Source organism: Monashia sp. HAY1-5C (genome assembly GCF_056755255.1).
Genome location: NZ_JBPGXG010000003.1, coordinates 25,379 through 50,850, shown reverse-complemented (window position 1 = coordinate 50,850; position 25,472 = coordinate 25,379). Strand labels below are relative to the sequence as shown.

Annotated in this window: 23 protein-coding genes; 18 read left to right on the top strand and 5 right to left on the bottom strand. The window is 72.4% G+C overall.

Annotated features, from left to right (window positions below):
• The first annotated feature begins 115 nt into the window (after nucleotides 1–115).
• The 9 genes from ACR9ZK_RS00980 to ACR9ZK_RS00940 all read left to right on the top strand — a co-directional run bounded on the left by ACR9ZK_RS00980 (nucleotide 116) and on the right by ACR9ZK_RS00940 (nucleotide 8,069).
• The gene (locus ACR9ZK_RS00980; protein WP_481339078.1) at nucleotides 116–1,057 is read left to right on the top strand and encodes a tyrosine-type recombinase/integrase; all 942 of its coding nucleotides are present in this window, start codon (nucleotides 116–118) and stop codon (nucleotides 1,055–1,057) included.
• A gap of 317 nt (nucleotides 1,058–1,374) precedes the next feature.
• On the top strand, nucleotides 1,375–1,635 hold the full coding sequence (locus ACR9ZK_RS00975) for a hypothetical protein (RefSeq protein WP_481339076.1): 261 nt from the start codon (nucleotides 1,375–1,377) through the stop codon (nucleotides 1,633–1,635).
• Between the two features lie 127 nt (nucleotides 1,636–1,762).
• Nucleotides 1,763–4,132, top strand: coding sequence for a bifunctional DNA primase/polymerase (locus ACR9ZK_RS00970; protein ID WP_481339074.1), 2,370 nt, complete (start codon nucleotides 1,763–1,765; stop codon nucleotides 4,130–4,132).
• A 122-nt stretch (nucleotides 4,133–4,254) separates the two neighbouring features.
• Nucleotides 4,255–5,268 (top strand): hypothetical protein, encoded by a 1,014-nt coding sequence (locus ACR9ZK_RS00965; RefSeq protein WP_481339072.1) that lies wholly within the window; start codon nucleotides 4,255–4,257, stop codon nucleotides 5,266–5,268.
• Nucleotides 5,262–6,032 (top strand): hypothetical protein, encoded by a 771-nt coding sequence (locus ACR9ZK_RS00960; RefSeq protein ID WP_481339070.1) that lies wholly within the window; start codon nucleotides 5,262–5,264, stop codon nucleotides 6,030–6,032. Before ACR9ZK_RS00965 ends, ACR9ZK_RS00960 begins: the two co-directional genes overlap by 7 nt.
• Nucleotides 6,033–6,118: 86 nt before the next feature.
• Complete coding sequence (locus ACR9ZK_RS00955) at nucleotides 6,119–6,328, top strand: hypothetical protein (protein ID WP_481339068.1); 210 nt, start codon at nucleotides 6,119–6,121, stop codon at nucleotides 6,326–6,328.
• Complete coding sequence (locus ACR9ZK_RS00950) at nucleotides 6,325–6,981, top strand: hypothetical protein (RefSeq protein ID WP_481339066.1); 657 nt, start codon at nucleotides 6,325–6,327, stop codon at nucleotides 6,979–6,981. Before ACR9ZK_RS00955 ends, ACR9ZK_RS00950 begins: the two co-directional genes overlap by 4 nt.
• Complete coding sequence (locus ACR9ZK_RS00945; RefSeq protein ID WP_481339064.1) at nucleotides 6,978–7,166, top strand: hypothetical protein; 189 nt, start codon at nucleotides 6,978–6,980, stop codon at nucleotides 7,164–7,166. Before ACR9ZK_RS00950 ends, ACR9ZK_RS00945 begins: the two co-directional genes overlap by 4 nt.
• A gap of 24 nt (nucleotides 7,167–7,190) precedes the next feature.
• Nucleotides 7,191–8,069 carry a hypothetical protein gene (locus ACR9ZK_RS00940; protein WP_481339062.1) on the top strand — a complete coding sequence of 293 codons (879 nt, stop codon included), beginning with the start codon at nucleotides 7,191–7,193 and terminating at the stop codon, nucleotides 8,067–8,069.
• A gap of 144 nt (nucleotides 8,070–8,213) precedes the next feature.
• Here ACR9ZK_RS00940 and ACR9ZK_RS00935 read toward each other — a convergent pair whose 3' ends face one another.
• Together ACR9ZK_RS00935 and ACR9ZK_RS00930 are read right to left on the bottom strand one after the other, a co-directional pair.
• The gene (locus ACR9ZK_RS00935; protein WP_481339060.1) at nucleotides 8,214–8,423 is read right to left on the bottom strand and encodes a hypothetical protein; all 210 of its coding nucleotides are present in this window, start codon (nucleotides 8,421–8,423) and stop codon (nucleotides 8,214–8,216) included.
• A 123-nt stretch (nucleotides 8,424–8,546) separates the two neighbouring features.
• A complete protein-coding gene (locus ACR9ZK_RS00930) occupies nucleotides 8,547–8,864 on the bottom strand; it encodes a hypothetical protein (RefSeq protein WP_481339058.1) in 318 nt (105 codons plus the stop codon).
• Between the two features lie 311 nt (nucleotides 8,865–9,175).
• On the opposite strand from ACR9ZK_RS00930, the gene ACR9ZK_RS00925 reads away from it, so the two are divergent.
• A complete protein-coding gene (locus tag ACR9ZK_RS00925) occupies nucleotides 9,176–10,126 on the top strand; it encodes a rhamnan synthesis F family protein (RefSeq protein WP_481339056.1) in 951 nt (316 codons plus the stop codon).
• A 15-nt stretch (nucleotides 10,127–10,141) separates the two neighbouring features.
• On the opposite strand, the gene ACR9ZK_RS00920 is transcribed toward ACR9ZK_RS00925, so the two are convergent.
• Genes ACR9ZK_RS00920 through ACR9ZK_RS00910 form a run of 3 tightly spaced genes read right to left on the bottom strand, consistent with a single transcriptional unit; the run spans nucleotide 10,142 to nucleotide 14,715 of the window.
• Complete coding sequence (locus ACR9ZK_RS00920; protein WP_481339054.1) at nucleotides 10,142–12,457, bottom strand: transglutaminase TgpA family protein; 2,316 nt, start codon at nucleotides 12,455–12,457, stop codon at nucleotides 10,142–10,144.
• Nucleotides 12,454–13,698 carry a DUF58 domain-containing protein gene (locus ACR9ZK_RS00915; protein ID WP_481339052.1) on the bottom strand — a complete coding sequence of 415 codons (1,245 nt, stop codon included), beginning with the start codon at nucleotides 13,696–13,698 and terminating at the stop codon, nucleotides 12,454–12,456. The genes ACR9ZK_RS00920 and ACR9ZK_RS00915 overlap by 4 nt, the downstream gene beginning before the upstream one ends.
• 18 nt (nucleotides 13,699–13,716) lie before the next feature.
• Nucleotides 13,717–14,715 carry an AAA family ATPase gene (locus tag ACR9ZK_RS00910; protein ID WP_481339050.1) on the bottom strand — a complete coding sequence of 333 codons (999 nt, stop codon included), beginning with the start codon at nucleotides 14,713–14,715 and terminating at the stop codon, nucleotides 13,717–13,719.
• A gap of 483 nt (nucleotides 14,716–15,198) precedes the next feature.
• Here ACR9ZK_RS00910 and mraZ point away from each other — a divergent pair, with 483 nt between their 5' ends.
• From mraZ to murD, 8 genes are all read left to right on the top strand, one after another.
• Nucleotides 15,199–15,630 (top strand): division/cell wall cluster transcriptional repressor MraZ, encoded by a 432-nt coding sequence (mraZ, locus tag ACR9ZK_RS00905; protein WP_481339048.1) that lies wholly within the window; start codon nucleotides 15,199–15,201, stop codon nucleotides 15,628–15,630.
• 272 nt (nucleotides 15,631–15,902) lie between these two features.
• Nucleotides 15,903–16,913: a 16S rRNA (cytosine(1402)-N(4))-methyltransferase RsmH gene (gene rsmH / locus ACR9ZK_RS00900; protein ID WP_481339046.1), complete on the top strand. Its 1,011-nt coding sequence runs from the start codon at nucleotides 15,903–15,905 to the stop codon at nucleotides 16,911–16,913.
• Nucleotides 16,910–17,569, top strand: a complete 660-nt coding sequence (gene ftsL / locus ACR9ZK_RS00895) for a cell division protein FtsL (RefSeq protein ID WP_481339044.1) — start codon at nucleotides 16,910–16,912, stop codon at nucleotides 17,567–17,569. Before rsmH ends, ftsL begins: the two co-directional genes overlap by 4 nt.
• 439 nt (nucleotides 17,570–18,008) lie before the next feature.
• Complete coding sequence (locus ACR9ZK_RS00890; protein ID WP_481339042.1) at nucleotides 18,009–19,793, top strand: peptidoglycan D,D-transpeptidase FtsI family protein; 1,785 nt, start codon at nucleotides 18,009–18,011, stop codon at nucleotides 19,791–19,793.
• A 47-nt stretch (nucleotides 19,794–19,840) separates the two neighbouring features.
• Complete coding sequence (locus tag ACR9ZK_RS00885) at nucleotides 19,841–21,472, top strand: UDP-N-acetylmuramoyl-L-alanyl-D-glutamate--2,6-diaminopimelate ligase (protein ID WP_481339040.1); 1,632 nt, start codon at nucleotides 19,841–19,843, stop codon at nucleotides 21,470–21,472.
• Nucleotides 21,469–22,896, top strand: coding sequence for a UDP-N-acetylmuramoyl-tripeptide--D-alanyl-D-alanine ligase (locus tag ACR9ZK_RS00880; RefSeq protein WP_481339039.1), 1,428 nt, complete (start codon nucleotides 21,469–21,471; stop codon nucleotides 22,894–22,896). Before ACR9ZK_RS00885 ends, ACR9ZK_RS00880 begins: the two co-directional genes overlap by 4 nt.
• The gene (gene mraY, locus ACR9ZK_RS00875; RefSeq protein ID WP_481339037.1) at nucleotides 22,893–23,978 is read left to right on the top strand and encodes a phospho-N-acetylmuramoyl-pentapeptide-transferase; all 1,086 of its coding nucleotides are present in this window, start codon (nucleotides 22,893–22,895) and stop codon (nucleotides 23,976–23,978) included. Before ACR9ZK_RS00880 ends, mraY begins: the two co-directional genes overlap by 4 nt.
• Nucleotides 23,975–25,465 carry a UDP-N-acetylmuramoyl-L-alanine--D-glutamate ligase gene (murD, locus tag ACR9ZK_RS00870; RefSeq protein ID WP_481339035.1) on the top strand — a complete coding sequence of 497 codons (1,491 nt, stop codon included), beginning with the start codon at nucleotides 23,975–23,977 and terminating at the stop codon, nucleotides 25,463–25,465. The genes mraY and murD overlap by 4 nt, the downstream gene beginning before the upstream one ends.
• Nucleotides 25,466–25,472: the final 7 nt, after the last annotated feature.

The window sequence follows — 25,472 nt, the reverse complement described above, 5'->3', positions numbered from 1 at the left end:
CAACGGCCCCTGACGGCGTTTACGCACGTCAGGGGCCGTTTTCATGCCCGACGGTCCGGCCGGTCGATCCGCATAGCGGTCCTAGTCCATATATCCCGGGGCCAACGATGGTGGCATGACGACCACACGGACACCCACCGGTCCCACGGTCGACGACCTGCGCGCCCTCGGTATCTCGTGGGAGCTCGCGCTGCGCGCCGACCGTAAGAGCGCGCAGACGGTCAAGGCGTACACCGACGGCCTGCGCTTCTACCTGCAATGGTGTGACGACGTCGGCGTGCCACCCCTCGCCCGGACGTCGCTCCGGTCGTGGATCACCGCCCTCCTCGATGGCGGGTCGGCCGCGTCGACGGCCCGGTCACGCCAACTCGCCGTCCGCCGGTTCACCGCGTGGCTTACCGACGAGGGCGAGATCGGTGCCGACCCGTTCCTCGGTATCAAGGCCCCCAAACTCGACCAGGCCGTGATCGAGCCACTGACCGATGAGGAGATCCGGGCGCTCATCAAGGCGTGCCAGCCGCCGAAGGGGGCGACCCCTCTCGAGGCCCTGCGGCACCGGCGCGACGAGGCGATCGTGCGGCTCATGGCCGAGACGGGGGCACGGGCGGGGGAGGTGGCCGTCATGGCCGTCGCCGACGTGGACCTCGTCGCCGGGGTCGCGATCATCCGGCGTGGCAAGGGTGGGAAGGGTCGGATGGTGCCCGTCGGGCCGCAGACCGTGCAGGCGATCGACCGCTACGTGCGGTTGCGTCGGCACCACCGCCTCGGCGCTACATCCCCCGACCTCTGGCTGGGCGACCGGGGCAAGTCGTTCACGTACGACGCCCTCCACAAGACGCTCCGGCAGCGCGCCGACGCGGCCGGCATCGACCGCTTCCACCCCCACCTGCTGCGGCACACGGCCGCGCACCGATGGCTCGCCGCGGGCGGGTCCGAGGGTGGCCTCATGGCCGTCGCCGGCTGGTCCCGCCCCGACATGCTGATGCGTTACACCCGGCACGGCGCGTCGACCCGTGCGGCGGCCGAGGCCCGCGGGCTCAACCTCGGCGACCTGTGACCGTCCCCGGTCGCGCGCTGCTCCGGGGCCGTCCGGATGACGGTTTACGATGTACCCGTCACCCGTTAGGTAGTGGCCCCGTGAACCCAGGAACGATTTAGGCCTCACGGGGTCGTGTGACCCGCAGCAGCCGGAGCCGAGGCCCCGGAGCCAAGTTGGGCAGGCCCACCAGCGCGCAATGGGGCACGCAGCAGGGAACCACCCGAGCCAGCAACTCCGTGGTAGTAGAGCCACCACTCCAGCGGCAGAGATAGCACCCAGCGTCGACGCGCGTCGTCGCGTCGCCGGGTGCGCTGCCCTAGAAGGTGCGTGGCTCAATGCCCGAGAACCAGACCAACTCTGACCTGTCCACCTGGGCGCGTCTCGCCTCCTACGAGTCGTGGGCACAGACAAAGGATCGGTCCGCTCGGACCGCGCCCGGCCGCGCCGGGTTCGAGGCGAAGTTCCTGCGCGAGGCCGACGGTGACCCGAAGCGCGCCGCCGCGCTCCGCAAGGCCTACTTCATCCGCCTCGGGATGAAGGGTGTGCAAGCTCGCCGTGACCGCGAGGCCGCCCGTCGCAGCGGGGGCGAGTCATGAGCGCCAACGTCTTCCCGAGACATCGGGGAGGCCGCCCCGCAGATGAGGCGGCCCCAGCCCTGGCCCCACCACCACGTGAAACCGTTCACAGTGTCGCACGGGACGCGGACACCGGGAGGTGGACGCGATGAGCGCCGCACCCGAGCCGTTCGTGCCCTACGACTTCGCCACCCGCCTCGGTGCGCTCGGCGTGCCGGTCGTCCGGGCGACCCGGGGCTCCAACGGGTCCGAGTTCAACCGGCCCGTGGGATGGCAGCACGCGACGGCCGACGGCAACGAGGCGGCCCTCCGCGGCTTCCGACCCGGCGACGCGCTGCTCGGCGTGACCGGTGCCGGGGTCGCGGTCGTCGACGTCGACACCAAGAACGGGGCGAGCATCGAGGAAGTCCGGGCGACCCTCCACGGCGTCGGCGTCACGATCTACGCCGAGGTGGAGACACCTAGTGGGGGTCGGCACTTCTACGTGCCCGGCCACCCCGACCTCCCGAGCGTCGGGGCCCGGGACGGCCGACCCGGCCTCGTCGGGCTTCCCGGCGTCGAGATCCTCAGCCATGGGCACAACGCCTTCCTGCCGGGCACGACCCGGGCACGACCCGACATCGACGGCCGCGGCTACCGGGTCGTCTTCGACCGCCTCGACGTGCTCGCCGACGGCGGCGACGACGCGTCGGCCGAGGCGCTCGTCGGGCTCGTCGCCGAGCGTCAGGTCGCGCCCGCCCACGACGAGCTCCCCGACGCGCCGCGATGGGACGGCACCCGCACCCTTGACCGGCGCGAGCGTGCCTACGTCGACGCCGCCCTCGATAGCGAGTGCCGGAAGGTGGCGGGGACGACGGCCGGTGGCCGGAACATCGCGCTCAACGCCGCCGCGTGGACCCTCGGCCGGCTCGCCGCCGGGACCGGCCTCGACGTCGACGTTATCCGGACTCGACTGCTCGATGCCGCGACCCACTGTGGCCTCATCGACGACGACGGCATGGCCCAGGTCGCAGCGACCATCACCTCCGGCCTCCGCGCCGGCACCGCCCATCCGCGGGCGGTGCCACCCGAGCGCAACCCGCTGCTCGGGCCGGACGTGCCCGTCGTGCTGGCGTCGCGGCCGGTCGAGGGCGACCCGGCGCAAGCGCGTGCACTGCTACGTGACCTGCTCGCCCACCTGCGCGGATGGCAGGACTTGCCGGACCCGACGCACATCGTCACGACGCTCGCCGTCGCCTCCACGCGCAACGCCGACGGCGAGCCCTGCTGGCTGCTGCTCGTCGCGCCGCCATCATCCGGCAAGACGGAGGCCGTCCGGGTGCTCGACGACGTGGCCGACGCCACCCTCGACGAGGTCACCGTCGCCGGGCTGCTCGGCTGGTCGCGCGGCAAGAACCCCCGACCGATCGGCGTGCTGTCGCGCATCGGCAACCGCGCCCTCGTCACCCTAGGAGACCTGTCGTCGCTGCTGGCGACATCCGACCGGGGTGGCCGCGACACCGTCTTCGCCCTGCTGCGTCGCGCCTATGACGGCTATGTCACCCGCGACATCTCCCCGCAGGGCACGGTAGCGCCCGGCCAGTCCGAGCAACTGGTCTGGTCCGGTCGGCTCACCATCGTCGGCTGCGTCACCGGGGCCATCGACCGCTACAGCGCGCACGCCGACCAACTCGGCCCTCGGTGGGTCTACGTCCGACTCCGCGAGCGCAGCAGCGAGGCGAAGCGTCACGCGGCTGCGCTCGCCCGGCGCGGCAACCTCGCCAAACGGCGGGCCGAGGCGGCGACACTGGCCGCCCGGATACTCGACGCGGCCCGTCCCGTCGACGCCGTCCCCGACGCCGTCAGCGAGGCGATCACCGACGCCGCCATGGTCACCGCGTGGGGCCGCGGCTCGGTCCCACGCAACGGCTACGGGCGACGGGAGATCGAGGGCATGCCCATCGTCGAGGAGCCGATGCGTCTCGTGCAGCAGCTCGACGGTGTGGCGCGCGGCGTCCTCGGTCTCGGCCTGCCAATGGACGCCGCACTCAGCATCGCCCGACGTGTCGCGCTGGACTCGATGCCCGAGCACCGGCGCGTCGTCCTCGCCGCCCTCGCGGGTGGTGAGCCGCTCAACACGTCGCAAGTGGCGCGGGTCGCTGGGGTCGACCGCAAGGTCGCCCGCATGACGCTAGAGGACCTGGCTGTCATCGGGGTCGTGACGCACGACCGGGTCGACGACGACCGGGATGAGCTCACCGGCACCGTGACCTGGTCGCTCCACGGTGACGACGGCGCGCTCGTCGCGGACGTCTTCAACGCCCACCAGCGCGCCGGAGGGTGGGACGAAATGTGGGTTCAATACCTCCATCACCCCCAAGGGCGCAGCCCTGAGGAGCCCGACTCGGCCGATCGGCCGGCGGGCACGGGGGACCAACCCACATTTCGTCCCACCCCGGGCGACGCCGTGACCGGCCGTGCCGAACCGTCGAGCGTCATAAAGCAACTCGGTCTGGGACTACCCGGAGCCGCGTCATGAACGGGCCCCGACAGCGCTCCCAGGGGGGAGGGGTGAGCCGCTCGACGCCCCTTCGCTCACCCCCCAACAGTCAAGGACACACACACGGAACGAAACGTACGAATGGGACTAGGAGGACGGTCATGAAGTACGACCGTGTTGAGGTGCGTCCAGCCCTCCTCTGGGAGGCCCATCGGGCCGATGCTCCGGGGTGGCTGGAGCCCTACCTCGATGTCCCGGCCGACGCGTCGCCGCCGCTGGCGATGACGCCGGTTCACCCGGCCGCGGTCGGCTCGTACGGCCCGGAGGCGGTTGACTGGATGGAGGGTCAACTCGGCGTGCGGCTGCGGTGGTGGCAGCGGCTGGCGACGGTCCGCCAACTGGAGCACGACGAGGACGGTCAGCTCGTCTGGCCGACGGTGCTGGAGTCGGCGTCACGCCGATCGGGCAAGTCGCTGCGGTTGCGTGGCATGGCCCTCTGGCGGCTCACCCACGCCGACCTCCACTTCGGGGAGCCGCAGTTGGCCGTCCATTGTGGAAAAGACCTGGCTATCGTCCGGGAGATCCAGCGGGGCGCGTGGCGCTGGGCCGACGAGCGCGGCTGGCGGGTCGTCCGGGCGCTCGGGCGCGAGTCGATCGAGGCCGACGATGGGGAGCACCGGTGGCTGGCCCGTGCCACCGACGCGATCTGGGGCTATGACGTGACCCTCGGCTACGTCGATGAGGCATGGTCGGTCGAGGCGGAGGTCGTCACGGAGGGCCTCGAGCCGGCCACGCTCGAAAGGGTGTCGCCGCAGGTGGTGCTGACCAGCACGGCGCATCGGCGCGCAACGTCGCTCATGCCGGGTCGTATCCGGTCGGCGCTGGCGATCGATGACGGCTCGACGTTGCTCATGCTCTGGTCGGCGCCGGATGGCCTCGACCTGGGTTCCCCGGCGACGTGGCGGGCGGCGTCGCCGCACTGGTCACCGGACCGTGCCGCGCTGCTGGCGGCGAAGTGGGAGGCGGCGTGCCGGGGTGACGCCGAGGGCCTTGACGACGTCGACCCGGTCGCGGGCTTTGCGTCGCAGTATCTCAACCGCTGGCAACTGCGGGCGGCCGGCGCGGGCACCTGGGGTGTCGTCGCCGAGGACGTGTGGGAGGCGGCGAGATGGTGAGCGCAGACAAGTACGGATGGACGCACCAGAAGGCGAGGAAGCGGTGGCGGCTGCTGCTGCCGCTTCCGTGTGTCTTCTGTGGCGGGCCGGTCCTGCCGGGCGAGCCCTTCGACCTCGACCACGAGCCGGGGACGGACAGGTATCGGGGTGTGGCGCACCCGCGCTGCAACCGGGCGGACGGCGGCCGTCGCGGTCGCGCCAATCAGGCGTTGAGAAAGCGAAGTAGGAGAAGGCCCATGAAGATCATCCTGGAGTCACCGGTCGTCGGCGTCGACATCGCCCGGGACCGCTCGTCGACGGCGGTCGTCGTCGCGGGTTGGGCGACGCACCCGACCCATGGTCGGGTCGTCACGGGCTACACGCACGTCCTTAAGGGCACGTCGGTCGCGGCCGACGTCGCGGCCATCGTCGCGGCGCACGACGCCGGACAGGTGGTCGCGAACGGCGGCGGTTCGATGCGTGTCCTCATCGAATCCCTCTGGGAGCAGGGCGTGTCCGTGACGGCGGCGACGGCCGCGGACATGCAGGACGCGCACGCGCGCACCACCGACGGCCTCCGCGACGGGCTGGTGCGCCCGCAGCCGTCGACGGAACTCGACCGGGCCGTCCAGTACGCGCACGGCCGCGACCTCGCGGACGGGCAGGCGGTGGACAAGCGCAAGTCGGAGTCGGATGCGTCGCCGCTCGTCGCCCTCGAACTGGCGGTGTGGGGGACGCTACGCGCCGGGCAGGGGCAGCCATGGGCCGTATGGGATGAGACATGAAACCCATTGCAGCACAGCGGAACACGCGTTCCGGAAGACGAATCCGTTTGAGCCGGAATGGTGTTGAGCGCGCGTAGGCTATGCGTATGGACGATGCACGAGCGGTCAGGGAGCAGCGCGCGAGGTCGGAAGCGGCCCGGCGGCTGGCCCGTGCCCGGTGGGGCAGCACGCGCGTCGACCATCTTGTCGACGAACTGCGCGACCGGCTCGACGACCTCGGACCGACCCAGGTCGCAACCCTCCGGGCGCTGGTCGACGCGGCCAGTGCGACCAGCGAAAGGAAGACGGAGCAATGAGCGAGAACGAGAACTACGAGCAGCCCGACATGCGCGTCCGGATGAGCGGCGGGTTCCACGGCGACGCCGCGATCCTCGCCGGTATGGGACCGGTCGCGGCACTCGCGTACCGGACCGGCATGTGGTGGGAGGAGCGTCGAATCGCGATTCTCGAGCGGGAGAAGCGCGAGCAGGCTGCCGCCTTCGAGGAGGCGTCGATCCGCGCCAGCGTTGAGGCCGCCGCGCGGCGCGGAGAGCGCATCGACCCGAGGCAGGCGTCGGAGGGCATCGGCCGCACGCACCGCGACGTGCTGATGGAGGCGATGCAGCGCATGGAGATCGAAGACCGGCGTGAGGCCTTCCGGCGCAGCCGCGAGGGCGCGCACATCACCGACCAGGACTGGAGTGACATGCATAGCGCCGACACGTCCGCGCCCGATATCCACAGCGACGAGGGCAAGGCCGAGCAGGCGCGGATCGCGGCGCAGGCCGAGAGTGGCCGGGAACTGCAGCGGATGGACCGTCGTGCCCGTGCCGCGGCACGCGCCGCCGCGGCCGAGGTCGAGAAGGGCCTTCGGAACGTCACCTATGCGCTGGTCGAGCGCGGGGTCTTCGACGACCCACCCGCGCGGTCGGCCCGTCGCGCCACCGAGACCGACTGGAATGTCCGATGAGCGGCCAGCAGCAGCACGACAAGGCGCCCGTCGAACCCATGCGGGTCCTTCACTTCACCTGCGGCCGGACGTCGGCGGTGGAGGGCTACACGCCGCAGGGCCTCATCCGGTGCGTCGACCCGGCGTGCGGCTGGCGACCGGTCGGCGAGTTCGTGAAGGCCGGGACCAACGAGCCGGTGGGCTGAAACCGCGCTGCGCCATAACTCCACATGGACGCCGACGCCGCCGTGCCAGTTGGGGTGTTCGGCGGCGTCGTGCAACACGCCGACAGCGTTGACCCGGTGCGTCCTTCCCATCGGGTGACGTCTGGCGCGCGCCGACGTTGCGTGCTCCCGTCGGCGCAGGTACGGCGGGGAGGCCCGTTAGCCGTGGGCCTCCCCGCCGTCGGCCGCCTTGATCGGGGGACCCGGCATGGCGGGTGGCGGTTCTCGGTGTGGTCGACAATGATCGGCAACATGGGGGAAAAGCACACGAGGACACCGGCCGAACTATTCGACCTGATGAATGAGCAGGCGGACTTCATCGCGGCGTCCAGTCGCGCGTATGACGAAATGCACTACGCCGAGGCAAAGCGACTAGCGGCACACATCCGCGTGCTCCTGCACCACCGGCCTCGAAGCAATTCGCACGCGTTGCTCGAGCAATTGGGGGAGCGCACTAAGCACCGCTGGTTGAGCAGCGGGAGACCTATCGATCCGCGCAACCTGCTCACGGAAATGCCACTGGTCGCCTTGGCGGGCGGCAGATACGTGCCTCTCCTGGGCGACACGCCTTCACCACCGCGATGGCTTGACTTCGATCAATGGTGGGACGGCGATCCGGTGATCCGCGACGATCAAAGGCAACTGTTCACACGGAAGACGATCGTCCTCAACGTCGCGAACAAGGACGGCGGCGCACATGTCGACCCGACCGTGCCTCTAGACCATCACTGGCTGACCATCGGTCAATCCACCGGTTGGAAGATCGGCAGCGAGAAATCCGATTCTGAGTGGTTGATGGACACGCTCGTCGGCGCCACAGTGCGGCAGATCGCTCACGAAGTGAAGACATCGATGACACGGGCGAACCTGATTGGCGGCAAATAATGAGCGCTGCGCACTAGACGGGCCGTGGACGGTCGCAACCCCCAACCCGGGGCAACCCACACCGGCCCCGGGGTGATCGGGCGTCAGGGCGGGCATCTCGGCGCGCGTGGCGGGCGATACGGCCCGACGGCCCCGGGCGCGCGGCTACGCGATGCCGACGAGCCGGTTGTACTCGGCCTGCGCCTCGGCCAGTTCGCGCTGTAGGGGGATGTAGCGGCGTGGGTCGCGCGGCCGGCCGTCCGTGTCCACCGGGGCATCCATTGGCACGAAGGACGCGTCCAGCGCGTCGTCATACGCCTTCACCGCAGCACTGAGTCGGACCAGCGCGGCGCGCACCTCGTCATCGTTGCTCATGCGGGCGAACGTACCCCGGATATCAGGACGAAGCGATCATCGCGACGAGGACACGAGGACGACACATGAGACGACCGCCCACCCCGGGGTCGGGGATGGGCGGTCGCGCAGGGTGGCGCTGGGTCACTTCTTCGCGGCGGCGGCCTTCTTGTTCGCTTCGCGGATCGCCAGCAGGTCGGCGCGGCAGACGGTTCCGCGTACCGGGGCCTCGCCGGGCTTGGCGGCGCGGGTCGGGAACTTGGTGACGGGCAAGACCTGCCCGCAGGGGCCGGTGCACTTCTGCGTCCCGGTGGTGACCGCGAGCGTCCGCGGGGCCTTCGGCGTCGTGTCGGTCGGCTTGGCGGCCGGCTTCGGGGTCGTCGCCTTGGACGTGCCCTTGCGGGTCGACTTCGGGGTCTTGGCGGTCGTCGCGGTGGCGGTCGTGGTCGGGGTGGTGGTCATGGTGTGCTCCTTGGTGGCGGTGGTGGCGGCCCTTCGGCCACGACCAGCAGAACCCCCGATCGCCCTCTCCTGCAAGGGCTTCCGGGCCTCGAATCATTCCAAATATCGACCCGCACAACGGTAGTTCCACGCACGCGTGTACGCGTGCCACGCACAACGGTCGGTCGTCCTTAGTGCGCGACTACCTCGACTGACGCGTGGACTCGCGGACGGTCCCGACGCGGGCCGGGTGGCTGGATGCCGCCCGGCCCGCGGGTTCGTCCCCCGCGTCGGTTCCGGAGCAGGCCCTGCCAGCGAAAGAGGAGTCCAGCGTGCCCTCCACCGTCCACCGACGCGTCGCGGTCATGGCCCACTTCGACCCCGACGGGCAGCTGGCGCCGCACGCGCGACGGTTCGTCGACCAGCTCGCGACCGTCTGCGACCGCGTCATTCTCGTCACCACGAGCGGCCTGGGCCGGGACGGTGAGCGGTGGGCTGCCACGCGGCCCCACGTCGAGGTCGTCCAGCGGCCCAACGTCGGGCACGACTTCATGAGCTACCGGTACGGGCTCGAGGTCGCGCACGTCGAGTCCGGCCACGAGGTCGTCCTGTGCAACGACAGCTTCGTCGGGACGACGGTCCCGTTGCTGCGGATCTGGAAGCGGATGCAGCGACGGCGTTGCGGCTTCTGGGGGCTGACGTCGAACACGGAGATCGCGCCGCACGTGCAGAGCTACTTCATGGTGTTCCGGCCCGAGGCCGCCGGCAGCGAGGCCTTCCGCTCCTTCTGGGAAGGGGTCACGGTCCTGCCGGACAAGAAGCAGGTCATCCACTCCTACGAGGTGGGTCTGAGCCGCCGGCTGCTGGAGGCCGGCTTCGAGTGTGCCGCGTACTTCCGGCCGGGGCTGCGCGACACGTGGATGGCTCTGAACCGCGTCGCGTGGCGTGCCCGGCCGGACACCGTCGCCGGCGGTCGGGCCCGGCTGCTCACCGTGGCCCGGGAGATGCGGGGAGTGCGGCGGGACCGGTGGAACCCGACCATCGTCCTGGCCGACCGGGTGCTGGGCGGTCGCCTGCCCGTCGCCAAGCTGCAGGTGTTCCGCGAGGACCCGGCCCGTCTGGGGGCGGCCAGCCTGCTGGCCCGGTGCGAGCAACGCCACCCCGAGCTGTTCGAGGGGGTCCGGGCCTACCTCGAGCGGACGGCGCCCGCGTACACCACCGGCCTCACCGAGCACGCGCCACCGGCGTCGCACGCGGCGCTCTACCGCCGGGTCCGCTACTGAGGCGACGACCTCACGTCAGCGACGGCGGGTCCGCGAGCCGAGGCGGGCGGGCAGCCCGCGCCACCACTCGACGCCGGCCGCGGGCCAGAAGAAGGAGCGCAGACGCGTCTGCCAGGCGCGGGTGCGCCCGACGTTGCGGCGGATCGCGCGGATGTCGCTGTGCAGGCGGATCGCCTCCTGCGGCGTCGTCCGCTCGGGCCGGTCGTACCGGGACTTCTCCAGCGTCGCGGTGACTCGTCCCATCGCCGTGGCGTTCTCGGTGTCGAGGTGGCCCTCGGTGACGTACCGGTGCCGCAGCTGGCGCAGCGTGACGCCGTCCGGCGCCGACAGGCCGAGGTCACCGAGGTGCGAGGTCAGCGCCTCCCACTCGGCCTCGATGAGGTCCTGACGCGTGACGGCGGCTCGGCGGCGCCGGGCCCGCAGCAGCCAGGCCGTCAAGGGCATGACGAACGCGGCGAGGAGTCCGATGAGGACGGCGAGGACGACGGCGAGGTGGCGCAGGCTGAAGACCGACGCGAGCGTGTCACCGAACGAGGGCTGCGCCGCCACCGCCGTCGTCGTCGTGGTCGTCGCCCGGGTCGACGTCGGCCGCGCGGTGCTCCCGGACTCGGTGTCGTCGACCGAGCGGCCACCGCCCGTGCCGCCGGAGCCGGCGCCGACGACGGCGTACGGCGGTGGCGTGCCCGAGCGCGCACCCGGCGTCGGCTCGAAGCGCAGCCATCCGTAGCCCTGGAAGTACAGCTCGGGCCATGCGTGGGCGTCGGACGCCTTGACGACGTACTCGTCGCCGGAGCGGTTGCCGGGCAGGAAGCCGATGGCCATCCGGGCCGGGATGCCCTGCGCGCGGGCCATCATGATCATCGCCGTGGCGAACTGGACGCAGTAGCCGCGGCGCGTGCGGTAGAAGTTCTCGATCGGCTCGAGGAGCCGGCCGGCCTCGTCGCGCAGCGGCTCGCCCAGGTCGAGCGTGTAGGTGTACCGCGACGTGTCGCGCAGGTGGTTCTGGATCGCGATCGCCTTGTCGAGCGGGTTGTCCGCGCCGGCGGTGACCTCTGCGGACCACCGCTCGATGAGGGCCCGAGAGCGGTCGGGGATCGTCAGGTCGTCGTCGGTGAGGTCGGCGGGGTCCGGCGGCCCGGAGTCACGCAGCTGGGCGGCGCTCGGCGCGATGTCGGCGTAGGTGATCTGGTAGTCGGCGACCGCCTTGTCGACGCGGACGTCCCGGGTCGCCGGGTCGATCCGCCAGCCGGTCCCCGGCATCGACACGGCGACCACGGGGAAGGGGGCGGCGACGCGGGGCGCGGAGAGCGTGTTGCCGGTGACCGAGATGACGTAGTCGCGACGCTGCGACGGTGGGGGCAGGGGCATCCCGTCGACGGGGCCCTTGTCCGTCGTGCCGAGCTCCTGCCACTGGCCGCGGGAGTAGTACGACGTGGCGAGCACGCGCAGCGGCGGCCGCGTGAAACCGGTCGTCGTGTACCGCAGGACCGGGGACTGGTTCGTGTCGTTGAGGCTGCGGCTGAGGTCGAGGGTGTTGTTGAAGCCGACGGAGCCCTCGCCGCCGACACCCGAGCGCCCGAGTCCCTCGGTGAGGTAACGGGGCGGGAAGTGCGGCACGACGGCCGGGACGGCCAACGCCAGGACGACGCCGGCGGCTCCCACCCGCACCGCCGCGCCGGAGAAGGAGCGCAGGGCGGCGCGGTCGTGGGCCGCCTCGTCGATCTCGCTGTGCTCGGCCGGTCGGGCGGTGCCCCAGCGACCGAACTGCGCCCGGGCCGTCGTGTGGAGCATGACGAGCCAGAGCGCGACCGGGACGACGAAGTAGCGCAGCGCCAGTGCGGAGTCGCCGTTCGCGGCGGTGATGAGGTAGGCCGTGAGGAGGGGCAGCCCCGCGGCCGCGGGGCTGCGCCAGGTGGCGGCCGTCGCGTCGACGCTGATGGCGACGACGGCCACGACGACGAGCATGCAGAAGGTGACGCCGTCGTTGAGCGGTGCGGGCGCGGTGTACCGCTGGACCGTCTCGAGCGCCTGGAGGCCGAGGCCGTTGAGCACCTCGGCCGTCTGGACGGTCGGCACGACGAGGTAGGCGAAGGTGCCACCGGCCACCCGCACGACGAGGAAGGTGCCGAGGACGAGCACCTGGAGGGCGACGACCAGCGTGCGCGAGCGGGTCAGGCCGCGCAGGACGAGTCCGACGGCGGCGACGACGGACACGACGACGACGGCCTGGCCGAACCACGTCGCCTCCGTGAAGAGGCTGGTCACCGGGTAGCACGCGGTGAGCGTCGCGAGGGCCCCGAGCAGGGTGATGCGCCAGCGCCGGCGGGTCATCGGCTGCCTGCCACGGTCGCGGCCGTCAGGACGGCCCAGGCGTGGGCGATGTCGTCGGCGCGACCGGCGCCGGCTGCCCGCCAGCCGGCGAGGCGCAGCGCGTCGACATGGCCGCCGGCGTCCTCGGCGTCGCTCGGGCCGAAGGAGCGGGCGTCGACGACGAGGGCCAGCCCGGTCGTTCCCGGCTGGCGCAGGCTCGCCACGCGCGAGGTGACGACCGGGTCGTGCGGGCCGATGATGGCCACGACGAGCCCGCCCGCGGCCGCGAGGGCCTGCGCGGCGCGGAGGATCTCGTCCTCGCCGCTGTCGTCGCGCAGCTGGGTCACGGCGAGCACGTCGAGGATCTCGTCGACCGGCATCGGGTCGGTCACGCGCGTGCTCGCGACGGTCTCGGCGCACAGGAGGTGCACTGCGTATCCCGACTCGGCCAGGTGCACGGCGATCGACGCCGCTGCCGTCACGCACCACTCGAAGGAGCTCGTGGCGCCCGACCCTCCGTGCGCCGAGGGGCGCGGGTCGAGCAGGACGACTGCGCGGCGCTGGGCGGGGCGGTCCTCCTGGCGCACCATGAGGTCGCCGGTGCGGGCCGTGGCGGGCCAGTGGATGCGCCGCAGGTCGTCGCCGTCGCGGTACTCGCGGATCGTGACGTCGTCCTCGCCGTGCAGCGCGATGAGGTGTGCCTGCTCGCCCTCGGAGCCGACGCCGGCGCTCGGGTGCCGGCTCGAGCCGAGGGGGTGCACGGCAGGCAGGATGACGAGGTCGGCCGTCCCCTCGAGGACGGCATGGCGGTTGGCCAGCCCGAAGGGGTCCTGCACCTGGACACCGAGTGGGCCGAGGCGGTGCCGGCCCCGCAGGTGCGACCGCACGCCGTAGTCGATGGCCCGGACGCGTCCGGGCGGGATGCGCCCGACGACGAACCGGGGGCGGTCACCCAGGACGTAGTCGATGCGCTCCTCGGCCAGGAAGAGCGGCGTCGTCGAGCTCGAGACGTTCTCGAACGAGAGCGTGACGTGGGCGTCCTGCCCGACGCTGATCCGCTCGGGATGCGCGTGCCGTTCGATGCGCATCCGGGTGCGTCGCGTGCGCACGAGCGCCGCGGAGATGACCGGCAGCGCGACGAGGAGCACCCCGAACCGGGTGATGTCGCGGAAGCCGAAGACGACGCCCGCGAGAACCAGGACGACGCCGGAGCCGAAGAACGCCCGTCCCCGGGTCGTCAGGACGCTTCGCAGGGCACGCACGGGCCGGCCCTCCGCCCCTCAGCGCGCCGCCGGGGGGACCGGCACCTGACGCAGGAGGTCGACGACGACGTCGGACGTGGTGCGCCGGGCCAGCTGGGTCTCGCTCGAGGGGATGAGGCGGTGCGCGAGGACCGGACCGGCGAGGACCTGCACGTCGTCCGGGATGACGTGGTCGCGACCCTCGAGGGCGGCGTGGGCGCGCGCCGCCCGGAGCAGGTGGAGGGCGGCGCGCGGCGAGGCGCCGAGGCGCAGGGCGGTCGTGGCGCGGGTCCGCGCGACGAGGTCGACGATGTACTGGCGGACCGCGGGACTCGCGTGCACGCGGGTGACGGCCTCGACGACGCGGTTGATGGTGGGGGCGTCCGTGACGGGGGCGAGGGCCTCGAGCGGGGAGCGGGCGCCGTGCGTCTCGAGCAGCTCCAGCTCCGCCTGCGCCGCCGGGTAGCCCATCGAGATGCGGGCCATGAACCGGTCGCGCTGGGCCTCGGGGAGCGGGTAGGTGCCCTCCATCTCGATGGGGTTCTGGGTCGCCATGACGATGAACGGTGCCTGGAGCGTGTAGGTCGTGCCGTCGACGGTGACCTGGCGCTCCTCCATCGACTCGAGCATCGCCGACTGGGTCTTGGGCGAGGCGCGGTTGATCTCGTCACCGACGACGACGTTGGCGAAGATCGCGCCCGGACGGAAGTCGAAGCGTCGCGCGTCCTGGTTGAAGACGCTGACGCCCGTGACGTCGCTCGGCAGCAGGTCGGGCGTGAACTGGATGCGCCGCACGGTCGCGTCGATCGAGCGCGCGAGCGCCTTGGCCAGCATCGTCTTTCCGACGCCCGGCACGTCCTCGATGAGCAGGTGGCCGCCGGCGAACAGGACCGTCACGGTCGTGCGCACGACGTCGGCCTTGCCCTCGATGACGCTCGTCATGGCCGCGACCAGGCGGTCCGCGACGTCGTGGACGAGGTCGAGGTCGGTCCCCCCGGCACCGGCCGTGGTGTCGAGTCCGGTCTCCGTCGTCGTCACTGTTCCTCCGCTTCTTCCCCATGTCGGTGCGCCGGTCCGCTCGTGGCGACCCGACGCACTCCGTCACGTGATCTTCCCCCATGGACCTGCCGTGCCGGTAGTGACCGACGTGCCGTGACTGCAGGGAGTTCCTGCGGGCCGCGGGCCACCCGCGGCTCCCCGGTTGCCCGAGACCTCCTCCACTCTCCTCCACCGGGACGACGACCGGGTCCGGTTGGTTCGTTCCGCGTGTCCTCCGCGTGCTCCGGGCGTGCCACCCGGCCCGGTCCGGGGAGGCAGGGCAGGTCGGGCAGAGCGCGACGCCGCGGTGACGGGGGAGGGCCGCCCTCCACTTCGCACCACCGCCGCTGACCTGCGCAAACGCGACGCGCCGGACGCGATTTTGGGGGAAACGTCGTTGACGGTGGAGGGAAGTGGAGTATCGTGGAGCAACAAGGTGGGAATGGGGTCGCCTGCGGGTCGGACAAGGGGAGGTGGCGGACCGTGTTTCTGGGGACGCACACGCCTCGTCTCGACGACAAGGGCCGCATCTTCCTGCCGGCCAAGTACCGCGACCGGATGGCCGAAGGGCTCGTCGTCACGCGTGGTCAGGAGCGGTGCCTGTTCATCTATCCGATGGACGAGTTCGTCACGGTCGCGGAGCAGATGCGCCAGGCGCCCACGACGAGCCGAGCCGCTCGCGACTACATGCGCGTCTTCCTCTCCGGCGCGTCGGACGAGGTCCCCGACAAGCAGGGGCGTTTCACCATCCCGGCCAACCTGCGTCAGTACGCCGGCCTCGACCGCGACGTCACCGTCATCGGTGCCGGCTCGCGCCTCGAGGTCTGGGACAGCACCGTCTGGAACGACTACCTCGAGCGGACCGAGCAGGCGTTCGCCGACACGGCCGAGGAGGTGATCCCCGGCCTCTTCTGAGCAGCTCGACCCGCTCGACCGCACCCTCGCGCCGTACCTAGGCGCCGGCCTCCAGCCGCTTCTCCTCCCGGGACGACTTCCCCCGTCCCGGGCGGCGCAGCGGATGGGGACCAGCCCCCAGGTGCAGCACCGCCGGACCCCGCGCCGGCCCGCACCGTCGGCCACCCTCCACCTCCACTGCCGCATCGCACACCCCTATCCCCGAACCAGTCACACCAGCAACTTCAGTAACACCAGCCCCACTGGCAGCAGAACGAGCGTGAGGACGCCCCATGAACGACCGAGGACCGGCGCAGGAACGGCACGTGCCCGTCATGCGCGACCGGATCCTCGACCTGCTCGCCCCGGCCCTGGACCGGCCGGGCGCGGTGCACGTCGACGGGACCCTCGGCATGGGCGGCCACGCCGAGGGCGTCCTCGACCGCTTTCCCGGGTGCACCGTCGTCGGCATCGACCGCGACCGTGAGGCCCTCGCCCTCGCCGGCGAGCGACTCGCCCGGTTCGGGGACCGCTTTCGCCCGGTCCACGCCGTCTACGACGAGATCCGCGAGGTCGTCGACGACCTTCGGCTCCCGGCCGTCCACGGCATCCTCTTCGATCTCGGGGTCAGCTCGCTGCAGCTCGACGAGACCGACCGGGGCTTCGCCTACCGCGTCGACGCCCCGCTCGACATGCGCATGGACCAGTCGACGGGTCTCACCGCCGCCGACATCCTCAACACGTACACGGCCCAGGACCTCACCCGGATCCTGCGCGAGTACGGCGAGGAGCGCTTCGCGCGCAAGATCGCCGCCGCCGTGGTCCGCGACCGGGAGGTCGAGCCGTTCACGACCTCGGGCCGCCTCGTCGAGCTGCTCCGACGCGTCATCCCCGCCGCGTCGCAGCGCCAGAGCGGTCACCCCGCGAAGCGGACCTTCCAGGCCCTGCGCATCGAGGTCAACGACGAGCTGGCCGTGTGGCGCCGGGCCATCGAGGAGGCGGTCGCCGTGCTCGCCGTCGGCGGCCGGATCGCGGTGCTGTCCTACCACTCCCTCGAGGACCGGACGACCAAGCGCGCGTTCGCCGCGGGGGCCACCTCGAGCGCGCCGCCGGACCTGCCCGTCGAGCTGCCGGAGCACGCCCCCTACCTGTCCCTCGTGACCCGTGGGGCCGAGGAGCCCTCGGCCGACGAGGTCGCCACCAACCCCCGGGCCGCCTCGGCCCGCCTTCGCGTCGCCGAGCGCGTGCGCGACACCTCCACGCACTCCGCCCGCAGCACCACCACGAAGGGACCCACCCGATGAGCCAGATGACCGCCACGGCCCGGCCGCTCCGTGCACCGCGACGGGCGCCGGCCGCCGCGCCGCTCCGCGTCATCCCGACGTCGATCGCCAGGACCGGCAACGGCGCCTTCGCCGCGCTGTGCATCGCCCTGCTCGTCGGCGGCCTCATCGCGCTCCTGCTGCTCAACACGGCCCTGGCCCAGGGCTCGCTCGCGCTCGGTGACCTCCAGCGCGAGTCCGCGCGCCTCGACGACACCGCGAGCAACCTGCACGAGCAGATCGACGCCGCCTCGGCGACCGGTGCGCTCGCCCGCAGCGCGTCCGCGCTGGGCATGGTGCGGATGAACACGCGCGGCTACGTCGACCTGCGGACCGGGACCGTGAGCGGGAACCCCGAGCCGGCCACCAAGCAGAACGCCTTCCCGATCGTCACGAGCCCGACGCCGCCGACGGTGACCAAGAAGGTCCGCAGCGTCCTCGCGAAGGCGACGAAGGTCGCCACCGCCGAGGAGGCCGCGGCGAAGGCGGCCGCCGGCGCCACGGCAACCGGTGTGAGCGGGGCGTCGGGTGCCGCCACGCCGACGAGGCCGGATGCGACGCAGTCGGCGACCTCTGAGCCCACACTGGGCACGACGCAGCAGCCGAGCCAGGGCACGGCCCCCACGACCACGAGGTGACCCCGTGACGCAGACCCGAGGTGGTGACCCTCGGCGCACCGGCCGCGGGGCCGCACCGTCCCGGACGCCGAGCCGGCAGGCCCCCCGCCAGGGTGCTCCCGGCGCGGGGGCAGCCCGCGCCGGGGCCCCGCGTGCGGGTACCCCGAGCGGGGGTACCCAGAGGGCGGCTACCCCGCGGCCCGGGCGCTCGGCCGGCGCCGGCACCACGTCCGGCCCCAAGGCCGCCACGACGTCGCCGCGTCCGACCGGGCGTGCGACCGGGCGTCCGACCGAACGTCCGACCGAACGTCCGACCGGACGTGGGCGTCCGACCGGGCGTCCGAACCCGACCGGCACCGGACGGGGAGCGGCGCCGCGTCGCGCCCCGGCGGCCCGCCGCAGCAGGCCCCGTCGCCCGCTGCGCATCTCGAAGGTCAACCCGCGCCGCCGTGCGCGGGTCATGTTCGTCGCCACGCTCTTCGTCTTCACGATCTTCGCGGGGCAGCTGTTGCGGATCCAGGCGTTCGACGCCTCGGCCACCCAGACGGCGGCGCTCAGCAAGCGCCTCGTCACGCAGACGACCCCGGCGATGCGCGGCGAGATCCTCGACACCAAGGGCCAGGTGCTGGCGCAGTCCGTCGACCGCTACACCATCGCCGCCGACCCCACCATCATCGGCTGTTTCGTCAAGGTCGCCGGTGACTGCACCGCCGACGGCGTCGCGAAGGCCGCCGAGGTCCTGGCGCCACTCCTCCAACGCAGCACCGCCGACCTCACGCCGCTGCTGACGCGGGAGCGGACCCGCTACGTCGTCCTCGCGCGCAACGTCAACCCTGCCGTGTACCGGGAGATCCGGGCCCTCGGCGTCCCGGGCATCACCGGGGAGCGCACGGCCCAGCGCGTCTACCCGACCTCGATGGCCCTCGGCCAGCTCGTCGGCTACGTCCTGCCCTCGGACCAGACCGGTGCCGGTGGCGTCGAGCAGATGCTCGACCGGACGCTTGCGGGCACGCCGGGCCGGTCGGTGGCCGAGCGGGCCCGGGACGGCTACATCATCCCGGGCTCGCAGCGCACCGACACCCCGGTCGTCAACGGCCGCAACGTCAGGCTCACGATCGACGCGGACCTGCAGTGGTACGCCCAGAACGCCCTGGCCAAGCAGGTGACCGCGGTCGGCGCCGAGTCGGGGACCGCCGTCGTCCTGGAGGTCGCCACCGGCAAGGTTCGCGCGGCCGCCAGCTACCCGACGTTCGACCCCAACGACCTCGCCGACGCCAAGGCGTCCAACCTCGAGAACCAGGCCTTCAACGTCGCCTTCGAGCCCGGCTCCACCGGCAAGCTCATGACGATGGCCGCCGCACTCGAGGAGGGCGTCATCACACCCGACACCGGCGTCATCGTGCCCGAGCGCCTGCCCCGCGCCGGGGTCCGGTTCAAGGACAACGAACCCCACGGGGTCGAGAACATGACGGCCACCGGCGTGCTCGCCAAGTCCTCGAACATGGGGACGATGCTCATCGGTGAGCGGGTCCCGCCGGCCGTCATGGAGGCCTACTACCGCAAGTTCGGCGTCGGCCAGAAGACGCCGGTCGGGTTCCCGGGCGAGTCGGCGGGCCTGCTCGCCGGAGCCAAGGACTGGGTCTCGAGCCGTCGCTACACGATCCTGTTCGGCCAGGGCTATGCGGTCACCGCGATCCAGCAGGCCGGTGTCTTCCAGACCATCGCCAACAAGGGCGTCCGTGTGCCCCCGTCGCTCGTCGAAGGGGTCTACAACGACAGCGGCACCTTCATCCCGTCCGCCCCGACGACACCGCGCCGCGTCGTCACGCAGGACACCGCGGTCAAGCTGTCGCGGATGATGGAGGAGGTCACCGGGCAGAACGGCACCGCGAGCGCAGCCCGCATCAAGGGCTACCGGGTCGCGGGCAAGACCGGCACCGCCGACCGCTACGACGAGAAGCTCGGCCGGTACAACGGCTTCACGGCCTCCTTCATCGGCTACGCCCCGGCGGAGGCGCCCAAGTACGTCGTCGCCGTGTTCATCCAGAAGCCGTCGGCCGGCATGTTCGGTGGCATGCTCGCCGGGCCGGTCTTCAACCAGATCATGACCTACATCCTCGAGCGGACCGGTGCGCCACCGAGCCCGAAGTCGAACCTGGACTACCACGTGTGGGCCGACAAGCCGCTGTCCGCGAGCGACCCCACGGTCATCAGCAATGCGCGGGCCCAGCGGGATGGCCTGTAAGTTGGGATGACGTGTCACCTTCCACCGTTCGACCCGCCACGTCGGGCGTGCCACTGCGTGTGCTCGGCGACCTCGGCGACCTGACGAGCCGGACGGGCGCCGCCGACGCCGCTTCCGAGGCCGCATCCGACGCGGCATCCGACGCCGCTTCGGTCGTCGTGACGGGCGTGACGCTGGACAGCCGCAGCGTCCTGCCGGGAGACCTCTACGCGGCCCTGCCGGGCTTCAACGTCCACGGCGCCCGCTTCGCCGCCGACGCCGTGGCTGCGGGCGCCCTCGCGGTCCTCACGGACGCCGAGGGCCGCGGGCTCGTCGAGGCCGCCGTGGCGCAGGCCGGCCTGCCGGCGGTCCCGGTGCTCGTCTCGGGGGACCCGCGTGCGGTCCTCGGGGACGTCGCGGCCGCCGTGTACGGGCACCCCTCGGCGGCGCTGACGATGATCGGCATCACCGGTACGAACGGCAAGACGACGACCGCCTACCTCGTCGAGTCGGCCCTGCGCGCGCACGGCTCGCGCACCGGCCTCATCGGCACCGTCGAGACGCGCATCGGTGACGACCACGTCGACTCCGTGCGCACGACGCCCGAGGCCACCGACCTGCACGCGCTGCTCGCCGTCATGCGCGAGCGTGGCGTCGACGCCTGCGTCATGGAGGTGTCGAGCCACGCGCTCGCCCTGCACCGGGTCGACGGTGTCGTCTACGACGTCGCGCTCTTCACCAACCTCTCGCAGGACCACCTCGACTTCCACCCGTCGATGGAGGCCTACTTCGCCGCCAAGGCGTCCCTGTTCACCCCGCGGCGCTCGCGGTCCGGTGTCGTCTGCGTCGACGACGCCTGGGGTGTGCGCCTGGCCCGCGAGGCCGGCGTCCCGGTGACGACCCTGTCGACCACCGAGCTCGCCAGGGCCGACTGGGGCGTCGAGGAGGGCGAGGGCGGCGCCTTCACGCTGCGCGAGCAAGCGTCCGGACGCGGCATCGCCCTGGTGTCGCACCTACCCGGACACTTCAACGTCGCGAACACCGCCCTGGCGGCGCTCGCCCTGCTCGCCGCCGGCCTGTCCGACGCCGACGTCGAGGCGGCGATGGCCGTGCCCCCCGTCGTGCCGGGCCGCATGGAGGTCGTGGCCCCCGGCGGCGACGGCACGCCACGCTGCGTCGTCGACTTCGCCCACACGCCCGACGCCGTGGACGCAGCCCTCGCCGCGCTGCGCCCGAGCACCCGGGGGCGTCTCATCGTCGTGCTCGGGGCCGGTGGTGACCGCGACAGCGGCAAGCGGCCGGCCATGGGCGCCGCCGCCGCCCGTCGCGCCGACGTCGTCGTCGTCGCCGACGACAACCCTCGCAGCGAGGACCCCGCGACGATCCGCGCGGCCGTCGTCGAGGGAGCCAGGGCGCAGGTGGCGTCCGGTGACGCCACGGCGTCCGAGATCATCGACGGTGGCGCGCGTGCGAGCGCCGTCGCCGAGGCCGTCGCGCTCGCGGTGGTCGGGTCGGGGAAGCAGGCCGAGGACGTCGACACCGTCGTCGTCCTCGGCAAGGGACACGAGAAGGGTCAGGAGATCCACGGAGTGAAGCACCCGTTCGACGACCGCGACGCCGTCCGCGCCGCCCTCGCCGCCGTCACCTCGACGCGTCCGACGACGACCCGTCCGACGACGAGGCCGGGGGTGACCGCGTGATCGCCCTGACCCTGGCCGAGGTCCGCGACCTCACCGGTGGCACCGTCCACGGCACCGACGCGCCCGAGACCGTCGTCGTCGACGGCCCCGTGAGCACCGACTCGCGCGAGTGCGCCCCCGGCAGCCTCTACGTCGCCCGCGTCGGCGAGCACGCCGACGGGCATGCCTACGTCGGCGCGGCCCTCGCCGCAGGTGCCGTCGCCGCGCTCACCTCGCGCGTCGTCGACGGCGTGCCCTGCGTCGTCGTCGACGACGTCCAGACCGCCTTCGGCCGCGTGGCCCGCGGCGTCGTCGACCGCGCGCCGGAGCTGCGCGTCGTCGGCATCACCGGCTCGTCGGGCAAGACGAGCGCCAAGGACCTGCTCGCCTCGGTGCTGTCGACCGTCGCCGAGACCGTCGCGCCGGTCAACTCGCTCAACGGCGAGATCGGGGTACCGCTCACGGTCTGCCGGGTCACCCCGACGACGCGCTTCCTCGTCGCCGAGATGGGGGCCCGGGGCGTCGGGCACATCGCGTACCTGACCGGCATCGCGCCGCCGCAGGTCGCCATCGTCCTCAACGTCGGCACGGCCCACGTCGGCGAGTTCGGCTCGAAGGAGAACATCGCCCTCGCCAAGTCGGAGCTGCCGCGCGCCGTGCCGGCCGAGGGTGTCAGCGTCCTCAACGCCGACGACCCCCTCGTGCGCGCGATGGCCCACGGGCTCGACTCGCGCGTGGTGCTCGTGGGCCACGCCCCCGACGCCGACGTGCGCGCCGAGGACGTCGTCCTCGACGACCGCGGACGGCCCTCGTACACCCTCGTCACGGCGCAAGGCTCCGCACGGGTCTCGCTGCGCCAGAGCGGCGCCCACCACGTCGGCAACTCGCTGTCCGTGGCCGCGGCCGCCCTCGAGCTCGGCCTGACCCTCGACCAGGTGGTAGCCGGCCTGTGCGCCGCCGAGGCCGTGAGCCGCTGGCGCATGGAGATCACCGAGCGCCCCGACGGCGTCGTCGTCGTCAACGACGCCTACAACGCCAACCCCGACTCGATGCGCGCCGCCCTCGACGCCCTCGCCGCGATGGCTGCGCCCGGCCGCCGCTGGGCGGTGCTCGGCGGCATGCTCGAGCTCGGTGCCGGCAGTGCCGCCGAGCACCGGGGCGTCGGTGAGCACGCGGCCGCGCGCGGCCTCGACGAGCTCGTCGTCGTGGGGGAGGGCGCGCGGCCCATCGCCGACGCCTTCCCCGGCGCCGCGTGGGTGCCCGACGCCGACGCGGCGCACGACCTGCTCGTCGAGCGGCTGCGGCCCGGTGACGTCGTCCTGCTCAAGTCCAGCCGTGACAGCGGCCTGCGCTGGCTCGGCGACCGGCTCGCCGGCATCCCCCTGCCGGCCGGCCCGACGGCGTCGACGTCGGCGGCGGCGGCGGTCCAGGGAGCCGCGCGGTGAAGGGCGTCCTCCTCGCGGCGTCCATCTCGCTGCTCATCTCGCTGTTCGGCACCCCGTTGTTCATCAAGTTCCTCGTCAAGCGCGGCTACGGCCAGTTCATCCGCGACGACGGCCCGACCTCGCACCACACCAAGCGTGGGACCCCGACGATGGGCGGGGCCGTCATCATCGCCGCGACCTTCGGCGCCTACCTCTTCGCCCACCTGCTCACCCTCAACCCACCCACGGCGAGCGGACTGCTCGTCCTGTTCCTCATGGGCGGCCTCGGGTTCGTCGGGTTCCTCGACGACTTCATCAAGATCAGCAAGCAGCGCAGCCTCGGGCTGCGCTCGAAGCAGAAGCTGTTCGGCCAGACGCTCGTCGGCGTCGTCTTCGCCGTGCTCGCGGTGCAGTTCCCGAACGACCAGTACCGCACCCCGGCGTCGCTGCTCGTCTCCTTCGTGCGCGAGACGAACATCAGCCTCGCGCTGGCCGGCAGCTCGGTGGTCGGGGTCATCCTGTTCGTCGTCTTCGCCAACGTCATGATCGCGGGCGCCTCCAACGGCGTGAACCTGACGGACGGCCTCGACGGCCTGGCCACCGGCGTCTCGACGATGGTCTTCGGCGCCTACGTCCTCATCAGCATCTGGACCTTCAACCAGAACTGCCAGACCAACCCGGGCATCAAGTGCTACGAGGTCCGCGACTCCCACGACCTCGCGCTCGTCGCGGCGGCCGGGATGGGCGCCTGCTTCGGGTTCCTCTGGTGGAACGCGACGCCGGCGAAGATCTTCATGGGCGACACCGGGTCCCTCGCCCTGGGCGGAGCCCTCGCGGGCCTGGCCATCACGACCCGCACCGAGCTGCTCCTCATCATCCTCGGCGGCATGTTCGTCCTCGAGACCCTCTCGGTCGTGGCCCAGGTGGCCTCCTTCAAGCTGACGGGCAGACGGGTGCTGCGGATGGCGCCGTTGCACCACCACTTCGAGATGGTCGGGTGGAACGAGGTGACCGTCGTCGTCCGGTTCTGGATCGTCGCCGGCCTCTTCGTCGCGTTCGGGCTGGGCTTCTTCTACGCCGAGTGGGTGGTGGGTTCCCAATGACGTTCGACCCGACCTACGAGCCCCGTGAGGGCCTGACCCACCGCGACGCCGACTGGAGCGGCATCGAGGTCCTCGTCGTCGGCCTCGGCGTGTCCGGCTTCGCCGCCGCCGATGTGCTGGCCGAGCGCGGGGCCCGGGTGACAGCCGTGTCCCGCGACGCCACCGACGCCATCCGCGAGCGGGCCACGATCCTGGAGATCCTCGGCGTCGACGTGCGCCTCGGTCCCGAGCACGTCGTGACCCCGCCGGAGGGTACCGAGCTCGTCGTCACCTCGCCCGGCGTGCCCCCGCACGACCCGCTCATGCTGGCCGCGGCCACGGCCGGGATACCGGTGTGGGGCGAGGTCGAGCTCGCCTGGCGGATGCGGCCGGCCGAGGGCGCCGCGCCGTGGCTCACCGTCACCGGCACCAACGGCAAGACGACGACGGTCCAGATGCTCGCCTCGATCCTGCAGCACGCCGGCCTGCGCGCCGCGGCCGCCGGCAACATCGGCACCCCGCTGCTCGAGGCGGTCCTGCACCCCGAGCCCTACGACGTCCTCGCCGTCGAGCTGTCGAGCTTCCAGCTGCACTGGCAGCGGTCGGTGTCCGCCGTCGCGTCGGCGGTGCTCAACGTGGCGCCCGACCACATCGACTGGCACGGTGGCTACGCCGAGTACCTGCGGGCCAAGGGCCGCATCTACGAGAACACCCACCTGGCCTGCGTCTACAACGTCGCCGACATCCAGACCGAGCAGCTCGTCATGGAGGCCGACGTCGTCGAGGGCTGTCGCGCCGTGGGCTTCACCCTGGGCATCCCGGCCCCGTCGATGGTCGGCGTCGTCGAGGACGTCCTCGCCGACCGTGCCTTCGTCGAGCAGCGGCAGCGCTCGGCGGCCGAGCTGTGCACGCTCGCCGACCTCCAGGGCGACGGCCCGCCCCCGCCGCCGCACTACGTCGCCAACGCCCTCGCGGCGGCCGCCCTGGCGCGGGCCTACGGCGTCGGCCCGATCGCGGTGCGTGACGGGCTGCGCGGCTTCCGGCCCGACCGGCACCGGATCGCCGAGGTCGCCACCGTCCGCGGCGTCCGGTTCGTCAACGACTCCAAGGCCACCAACCCGCACGCGGCCGCGGCGGCCCTGCGCTCGTTCGACTCCGTCGTGTGGGTGGCCGGTGGGCTGCTGAAGGGCGCCGACGTCGACGCGCTCGTCGAGGACGTCGCCTCGCGGCTGCGCGGGGTGGTGCTCATCGGAGCCGACCGGGACCAGATCGCCCAGGCCCTTTCCCGACACGCGCCGGATGTCCCCGTCGTCGACGTCGCCGACACGGACACTGGGGTCATGGACCGCGTCGTGACGCACGCCGCACGCCTCGCCCAGCCAGGCGACGTCGTGCTGCTCGCCCCGGCGGCGGCGTCCATGGACATGTTCACGAACTACGGTGCGCGCGGCGACGCCTTCGAGGAGGCGGTCCGCCGGCACGCCAGGGGGAGCGGGGGCGACGCGTGAGTGCGGG